This is a genomic window from Okeania sp., assembly GCF_983059655.1.
Genome location: NZ_CEZPJD010000361.1, coordinates 1 through 7,835, shown reverse-complemented (window position 1 = coordinate 7,835; position 7,835 = coordinate 1). Strand labels below are relative to the sequence as shown.

Here is a 7,835-nt window from a genome sequence, read left to right as displayed (position 1 = left end):
CCCTACTCTCCCACTCCCCTACTCCCCCACTCCCCCACTCCCCCACTCCCCCACTCCTCACATTACCTCCCTCGAAATAAATGAGTATGTTGAGGATTATAAAGACCAGAGCGCCCTACTTTTTCCACTTTCTCCAATGCCGGACTAATCACATATAGCGTTGTTCTAACTAACTGTTTCTCCTCAGTAACAACAGCCATTTTCTCTAAAGGTACAACCCAAATCTGTTCATCAGGCCATCCCAAACGATAACATATTGCAATAGGTATTTGAGGCGAGTAATGTTCTATCAACTTTTGTTGTGCTTCCCAAACATGACGAGCACTCAAATACAAACATAAACTCGCCCCGTGAGCAGCCAAACTACCCAACTCTTCACTAGGAGGAACTCCTGTAGCTTTTCCACTAATCCTAGTTAATATAATTGTCTGCACCAACCCAGGTACAGTCAACTCCACTTTTAACTTAGCTGCTGCATCCTGAAATGCACTAATTCCTGGGACAATTTCAAAATCAATTTCTGCCTCTGCCAAAAGCTGCATTTGTTCATAAACCGCCCCATACAAACTTGGATCTCCAGAATGGAGACGTACTACAGAACAACCTTTTTTCACTCGGTCTATCATTAGAGGCAAAATATCTTCTAGAGTTTTATTTGCCGTTCCAATAATCTCCGCATCAGGACGTACATCTCGTAACATTTGCTTGGGTACTAAAGAATCTGCATACAGAATCACATCTGCTTTCGCCAAGATTTTATAAGCCTTCACTGTTAATAGATCTGGGTCTCCTGGACCTGCCCCTACAATATAGACTGCTGCTTCAAGACTTTCTGTATTATTCATTTAGATTTATTAGCCAAAAAATTTTCTTCAGTATTCTGTGATTTTTCCTGATGTTAGTAACTATATTCAGATAAAAGAAATGGTAGATGCACCCTGGTATAGCTCTGGACTTACTGTCTAGAGCTTTTTTTATCTTTTCTTTTGCGAGTTTAATACCCCACAGTCAATGGAAGTGCTGAAAATTGTTACCGAAACTGTTGCCTGTTCCACTATCCCCGCGTCTCCGCGTCTCCGCGTCCCCGTGTCCTAACCCCAGCAACCAATTTTTTCAGCAGACCCTACTTACTCTCTGAAGGCCATACATCAGGTAAAGGTCGCTTCAACAAATATAGCCAAGCCAAACCTGCCAACCCCAACAAAATTCCAGTTAAACTCACAAATTGGGCAATTCGCAGTGGCCCTAACATCAAACTATCAGTCCGTAATCCCTCAATCCAAATTCGTCCACTACTATAAGCTGCCATATAAACAAGAAATAAAGTCCCTACCTTAAGCTGATATTTACCCCGCAAATCTCTAAAAAATAGGAATAGTAATAGTCCAAATACCATCAAATTCCATAGAGACTCATATAAAAAGGTGGGATGAAAATAATCAAAATTTACTAATTCTGATGGACGACGTTCTGGAGGAATATATAACTTCCAAGGTAAATCAGTGGGACTACCAAAAGCCTCAGAATTGAAAAAATTGCCCCATCGACCGATGGCTTGTCCCAAAATTAAAGAAGGAGCCACTAAATCTGCTAACTGCCAGAAAGAGATTTTATTAACTCTACCAAAAATTAAAGCAGCGATCGCTCCACCAATAATTGCTCCATGAATTGCAATACCTCCTTTCCAAATTGCAATCATATCCATAGGATTTTGTTGGTACTGTTCCCACTCAAATAGAACATAGTACAACCTTGCCCCAGGAATTGCAGCTAATACTAACCAAACTACTAGATCGCCTAATAAATCAGGATTAACATGACGGCGTTTAGCCAAATATTGGGATAGAGTAACTCCGATCAATACTGCTGTTGCAATTAAAAGTCCATACCAACGGACAGCCAAAGGCCCCAATTCAAAAATAATTGGACCTGGAGAAGTAAATTGAAAGCCTAAAGGCAATAGGGGAATCTCTACTGTCATAAATTTACATAGAAAAATTACTTATAAGAATACCTTAATAGCTAAAAGTAAAAAGTTAGAAATTTTGAGGAATATAGCGATCGCATAGAATATAGTTATAGCAGTCAAAGTATTATCATCTCTATAAAACCCCCGATCGTATCTTGATAAATATGCGCGTTTTTTTAGCCTTGAGTCAGGAGACAAGAGACAGGAGACAGGAGACAGGAGATTAAGAGGGAAAAAGTGAAGAGGGAAGATGTGGGGATAAATAATACAAAAAATTCAACACTCCTTTTTCAGATTTTTCCTCACTCATTGATGCACGAAAAGACTTGACTACCATAATTATATAGATCTCAAATGGGTTCTATAGAATTACAGCACTTTTGAGGAAGCACGAGGTATAGCACTACGCGCAAGTCAAAAGTCAAAAGTCAAAAGTCAAAAGCAATTCCTGACTAACTTTGAGCATTTATAAATGTCCTAAGCTATTTGCGTAGTGCTATACAGTTTTAAGATTAATCTTTTTTTTCCTACTCCTTAGTGCAGGATGGCAGAAATAACTAACCAGTTACAAAATTCTAAAAGCCTTACCAATCAAAACTTTTGACTGTCAGTGCGTATTACATTCTGTTCGCGAAGCGTTTCCGGAGGAAACGGAAACCTCGCCAATTAGCACTCGCTTTTAAATGCATGACTTTTAATTTCTGCGAGCGGCATTAGCACTATATAAATAGAGCGCGGACATTCCTCTATTTCTTATTTTTTACCGAATAATTAAGCTTTAAAGCCTCTTCTTTTTAGGGAGAGGTAATTATCAATTATCAATTATCAATTATCAATTATTGAATCCCTACTCTCTTTTCATTCAAATTTATTGTCCTAATATCAAGAAGGTACTGCTATAGATTTTGAATTTTTTACAAATAAAAAAAATACTTAAAAGCGCTTAAATTTATTTATCGGGTGTAGTTTCCCTTATGTATCCTAAACTTCTGAAAAAATCACTATGAAATAAAGTAAAGTTTTTTTTTAATTACTTTACACAATTCATTTATAATAAACCTGTAGAGAGTTATCTTTGAGCTTTGACAAATATCTCTCATTTAAAGAAATTAAAATTTAATCTTTTTTTAAGAAATTAATTCTGATTATAAAGTTAAGAAATTGGAAATAATAGCCAATTATACTCAATATTTATTAAAATTGAACAATGTAAACTTAATTTTCGGGTAGTGAAGAAATATATGGAACTATTGCAAGAAGAAATTATTGCTTTGAGTAAAAAAATTGAAGCAATACACACAATTATTGAAAAACTGAACGATCGGGTATCAACCTTTATAATTAAACAAGATCTAAATAAACATAAATCTACAGAAAATACTTCCGATCTCATACAGCTCAATGAACTAAAGCAAAAATATAACGATTTCGATCTAGAATTAGAACACAAAGACGTGCTAGTAGATGATGACTATATGAATCAAGGTAATCAAAATATGGATGGAGAATTAACTTCAGAGATTCAAATTCAACGACTAACAGCTCAATTGACCGCAGCCTATAATAGAATAGCAGCTTTAGAAGAACAATTGCTTTCCAAAAGAATTAAAACTTAATATAGCAATATGATTTGAGTTATGAGATATTGAAAACTTTTAGGGAATGGGGAATAGGGAACAGAGAACAGAGAAGAAGAAAAAAATGTATCATATGAATATAATAATTACTATATTCTATACTTTTAAGGAACAGCTCAATTCTCACAACTTATTCCTGATGGCTATATGTAGAGCAAAAAGAGTAAAATAGGGGGCTAAAAATCAGTTAAAAACCTAGACTAAATTAAGATGTTTTATATTAAATAGACTTAAATAAATGCTTTTAACCCTCAGTAATTAGGCTAGAAAAATTCAAAGTAAAATATACGGATGTTACAAATTGCTCCAAACCTGGGTGGAATCCTGTATGCAGTCAATTTATATAGCTCTGTTAATACAGCTTCCATACCAAGCTTCTGATACTAAATCAGCCGAGCAAAAAGTATTTCTCTGTCTTACCGGTAGTGCCCTCTGGTTTACCCTTGTCATTCAAGATACTCATAGCATAGGCAGCTAGATTTAGTCTAACTTGTACTCTTGAAAGTTAACTTTATGTACGATTGAGTATTAGAATTTTCTGATTAAAATTATGAAATTTTTGAGGTGTAACATTAAGACAAAGTAAAGCATTGATAAGCAAGTCTATTCTACTCGCACCCATCCTCTAATAACAAAATACGAAAGTCGCTTAACAGTAGAAAGCTCTTCTGAGCTTAAAGAATCGTCCAATACTGCAGCCATGAGGCCATAGCAGTCTAATTTTGTGAGCAACCCACTTTTGGCAGCAGAAGCCATAATTTCGTTGATTGCACCAGGAAGTAAGTTAATCTGAAGCATGAGATCCACCTTGAGTTGTACATTTCGATCATCCACTCTTTTTTTAGATATGGTAGTGATTAATAGTACAATCAAAAGTGATTTTTTGGCATCGATTGAGTGAACTAGATATATAAATTTTTGTGATGTTTGTCACAATTTAATATTAGTCAGGAGTTAGGAGCCATAATGAATAGCTTTGATATCGTTTTTTAGGTTGTAATTTATCTTTTTCTCTTGGTGCGCGTTCCCTCACAGGAGTCAGCATTCCCTCACAGGAGTCGGCGTTCCGCAAGCGAGCTGGCGTCGTCGCGGGTTCCGACCGCTTGCGTCAGACGCCGACTAGGGATCTGACCGCTTGCGACTAGTGTCGTCGCGGGGTCGCACCGCTTAATTAAAGTGGACATCTTCTGTAAAGTCTTTTTCTTGCCTTTAATAATTCGTAGCATTCTTTTTTCAAATCTGAGTTTAGTGTTAAGTCCACTTACAGAACTTGGTAGTGCATCAAGAAAGTGTGGGAATAGTAATATAACTATTGTCCCTAAATACTTTGAATTCTGATGGAATGTCCTCTATGTGGCCATCACAAAACTCAGGTATCATGGAAAAACTAGCAAAGGAAGTCAACGATATTATTGTCCTGAATGCTTGCAAACTTTCAGTGACACTTTCGACACTCTCTACTATCGCAGACAAGTTCAACCTGAACAAATGCGGATGGTTTTGCAGGCTCACAGCGATCGCAGATAGATTTTATCCAAGTTCTCAAATATGTTCTCAGTGTGGGCATAAACAGAAAATGCCATTGAGTGTGAGGACGTATGAATGTAGTGCCTGTGGTTTAACTGCAGACAGAGACTTTAATGCTGCTGTCAACCTAGAAAACTATGTGAGTCAGTAGGTGGAGTTCCCACCGATTTGAAGTCTGTGGAGAAGATAAGTTGCAGACTGCGGTCAGTGGTCTTCTGTGTTTGCGCAGCATTCCGTAGGAAAACAGGAAGCTAGCTCCAAAACCCTCATGGGTAAGTTTGGGTAAGTTTAGTAGAACGGTATGCGGATATTTTCATACTGGTGTTGAATACCTTGAAAGCCACTATCTACTTCAATTGGTATCTCCACGGGTATACTTCCTATTAACTTTTCTTCCTAATTTAGCATTTTTCTGACCAATTTCTGTTAAAATCATTTTACCTTATTTCCCAACAACTCTAATGGAATTGTCCGCGATTCAGATAGGTCGGTGGCATCGCCGACAGAATAAGTTTGGTAAGGTCTGGCAGCAAACGGAAGTAACAGTGAGGTTAGCGTTGGCGGAGCCTAGCGGCAGCTATATCGCCTACTTTAATTGGATTTGGGTTCATAGTCGCAAGGATAATACTGCTGCCCAAAGATCGGGGTTGGCGTTGGCGGAGCCTAGCGTTAGCTACATCGCTCCTTGGAACTGGAATGATATAATTACTTATCCCACACTTTGCTGATGCACAACCCTCTAGTTCTCAACTCAGCTATTTATATTAAGTATTTTACTAGAGGTATTAAATATAATTAATCTCCAACTTAATTGTATTTAGTCGGATATATTTCAATGAATTAATTCTTAAATTTGTGGAAATTACTAATTGTCAAGCTCAAATTTAATCTGATAGGATTATTTTACCAATCAAAACATTACTTGGTAAGTATTTAGCTGTCAGTTAGCAAGCATTTCTGTGTCGAAATGTTTCCTAAACAGCTATCAGTTTTAAGCTATAAAATCAACTGAAAACAGACCGCTAATCTTAGATAAAAAAATAACTATTCATGTTTCCAGATTTTAGATAAAAATATCTTGAAAAACCATCAGAATGGTATCACATTAACACTCTATAGTTGCCTAATTTTAGGATTAACTAACCCAGTCAAAGCAGCAAGTTTAAACCTAACAAATTGGGAAACTTTAGGAGATGTAAACTTAGTCTCCAACAACCAAGTTTTACTATCAAACGATGCCGACAATGACGACGATTATGAACTAGGAGCAGCATCAGGAACCTTCAATTTTTCCGGCACACCAGCAGAATATAACCTATTCAGTGACTTAGAATTTTTCTTAAGTTTAAATCCCGGAGATTTAAGCGAATCGGGAGAAGTATTTGAAGGCTCTGCCATCCAAACCCAATTGACTGTAAAAGCCGGAGATAAACTCAGCTTTGATTGGAACTTTCTGACAAATGAAACCTCAGAATTACTACCAACAACCTATAACGACTCTGCCTTTATGATAGTAAATTCTCAGGTAATAAAACTAGCAGATGTTGCAGACTCCACATCTACATCTAATCTATTTAATACAGAAACAGGTCTTCAATCCTACACATATCAATTTACACAAGCCGGAAATTACAACATAGGTTTTGGGGTAGTCGATATAGATGATTATATAAACTCTTCAGCATTATCAGTTAGTAATATCGCTCTTAATACTCCTTCCAATAATCAGCCTATTCCCGAATCTAGCTCTATGGTTGGGCTATTTATTTTGGGCATATTAAGCACGGTTTTTCGTTTCAAAAATTTTGTCAAGTATTAACTTTTATAGAGTTAGGTATAAATTTAACTCGCTGATTTTTTTCTTTAAATTACTTTATTAATTATTTTTTTTGCTTCTATCTGTTTTTCCTCTTTTAATTAGGACGGTAAAATAAAGATTAGTTTTCTCTGTCTAATTTTCTGATTTTTCCGTTCAATTAATTGATTTATAAGGTGTCATCAACTATGTTACCAAACAATGAATTTAATATCTCCGAAACCGACTCATTAACAATACCTGGTTTAGTACCAAATAATGACATTAGTTTAAATTCTCAACCACAAATATTAAGCTCTGGAGAAACACAACTAGAGGATGATGAAACACTCTTAATAGCATCACAATTAATTGAAGAAATTGAAGTAAATAATATTGATGGTACTCGCGGTCGGGATAATTTAGTAGGTACTCCTGGTAACGATATCATAACAGGTTTTCAAGGAGGAGATATCCTGACAGGTGGAGATGGTAACGATACATTTGTCTATACCAGCACTAGAGACCCCAGAGACATCATCACCGACTTTGAAATATGTAGCGATATAATAGACCTATCAGACGTACTAGATGAGATAGGTTTTACAGGAGATGACCCGATAGCATCCGGTCATGTAGGTTTGGGAACTAATAGTACAGATGCCATAATAACTATCGACCCTGATGGAACAGATGGTAGAGCAAGAGGTCTTTCTTTTGTTAGACTGCAAGAGTTAGCTGCTGACGCAAGAGAAAATGAAAATTTCTTAACAGAAGTATTAAACGGTTGTAGTTCAACAGAAACAGACCCCCCAATTATTTCAGCAGAATTATTAAATGATACTGGAGAGGATGATAGTGATGGAATTACTTCAGACCCGACAATAATTGGTACTATTAATACAGA

Annotated in this window: 6 protein-coding genes and 3 pseudogenes; 6 read left to right on the top strand and 3 right to left on the bottom strand. The window is 36.5% G+C overall.

Annotated elements, in window-relative coordinates:
- Nucleotides 1-62: 62 nt before the first annotated feature.
- Together cobM and lgt are read right to left on the bottom strand one after the other, a co-directional pair.
- Nucleotides 63-845: a precorrin-4 C(11)-methyltransferase gene (gene cobM / locus AC3DU7_RS19225; protein ID WP_488040918.1), complete on the bottom strand. Its 783-nt coding sequence runs from the start codon at nucleotides 843-845 to the stop codon at nucleotides 63-65.
- A gap of 278 nt (nucleotides 846-1,123) precedes the next feature.
- Nucleotides 1,124-1,981, bottom strand: coding sequence for a prolipoprotein diacylglyceryl transferase (gene lgt, locus AC3DU7_RS19220; RefSeq protein WP_488040917.1), 858 nt, complete (start codon nucleotides 1,979-1,981; stop codon nucleotides 1,124-1,126).
- Between the two features lie 1,229 nt (nucleotides 1,982-3,210).
- Here lgt and AC3DU7_RS19215 point away from each other — a divergent pair.
- Nucleotides 3,211-3,585: a hypothetical protein gene (locus AC3DU7_RS19215; protein WP_488040916.1), complete on the top strand. Its 375-nt coding sequence runs from the start codon at nucleotides 3,211-3,213 to the stop codon at nucleotides 3,583-3,585.
- A gap of 624 nt (nucleotides 3,586-4,209) precedes the next feature.
- Here the strand turns inward: AC3DU7_RS19215 and AC3DU7_RS19210 are convergent.
- On the bottom strand, nucleotides 4,210-4,440 hold the full coding sequence (locus AC3DU7_RS19210; RefSeq protein WP_488040915.1) for a hypothetical protein: 231 nt from the start codon (nucleotides 4,438-4,440) through the stop codon (nucleotides 4,210-4,212).
- A 503-nt stretch (nucleotides 4,441-4,943) separates the two neighbouring features.
- On the opposite strand from AC3DU7_RS19210, the pseudogene AC3DU7_RS19205 reads away from it, so the two are divergent.
- The 5 genes and pseudogenes from AC3DU7_RS19205 to AC3DU7_RS19185 form a co-directional block, all read left to right on the top strand.
- Nucleotides 4,944-5,118 (top strand): annotated as a pseudogene (locus AC3DU7_RS19205) (transposase); the annotation flags it as partial.
- Between the two features lie 4 nt (nucleotides 5,119-5,122).
- Nucleotides 5,123-5,284, top strand: a pseudogene (locus tag AC3DU7_RS19200) (zinc ribbon domain-containing protein); the annotation flags it as partial.
- 328 nt (nucleotides 5,285-5,612) lie between these two features.
- A pseudogene (locus AC3DU7_RS19195) lies at nucleotides 5,613-5,861 on the top strand (hypothetical protein); the annotation flags it as partial.
- 350 nt (nucleotides 5,862-6,211) lie between these two features.
- Nucleotides 6,212-6,952, top strand: coding sequence for a hypothetical protein (locus AC3DU7_RS19190; protein ID WP_488040914.1), 741 nt, complete (start codon nucleotides 6,212-6,214; stop codon nucleotides 6,950-6,952).
- Nucleotides 6,953-7,125: 173 nt separating this feature from the next.
- The coding region (locus AC3DU7_RS19185; RefSeq protein ID WP_488040913.1) for a M10 family metallopeptidase C-terminal domain-containing protein at nucleotides 7,126-7,835 on the top strand (710 nt) is incomplete at its 3' end.

Coding starts and splice junctions, on each gene's coding strand:
- AC3DU7_RS19215 (WP_488040916.1), top strand. CDS start 3,211: ATGGAACTATTGCAAGAAGAAATTATTGCTTTGAGTAAAAAAATTGAA.
- lgt (WP_488040917.1), bottom strand. CDS start 1,981: ATGACAGTAGAGATTCCCCTATTGCCTTTAGGCTTTCAATTTACTTCT.
- cobM (WP_488040918.1), bottom strand. CDS start 845: ATGAATAATACAGAAAGTCTTGAAGCAGCAGTCTATATTGTAGGGGCA.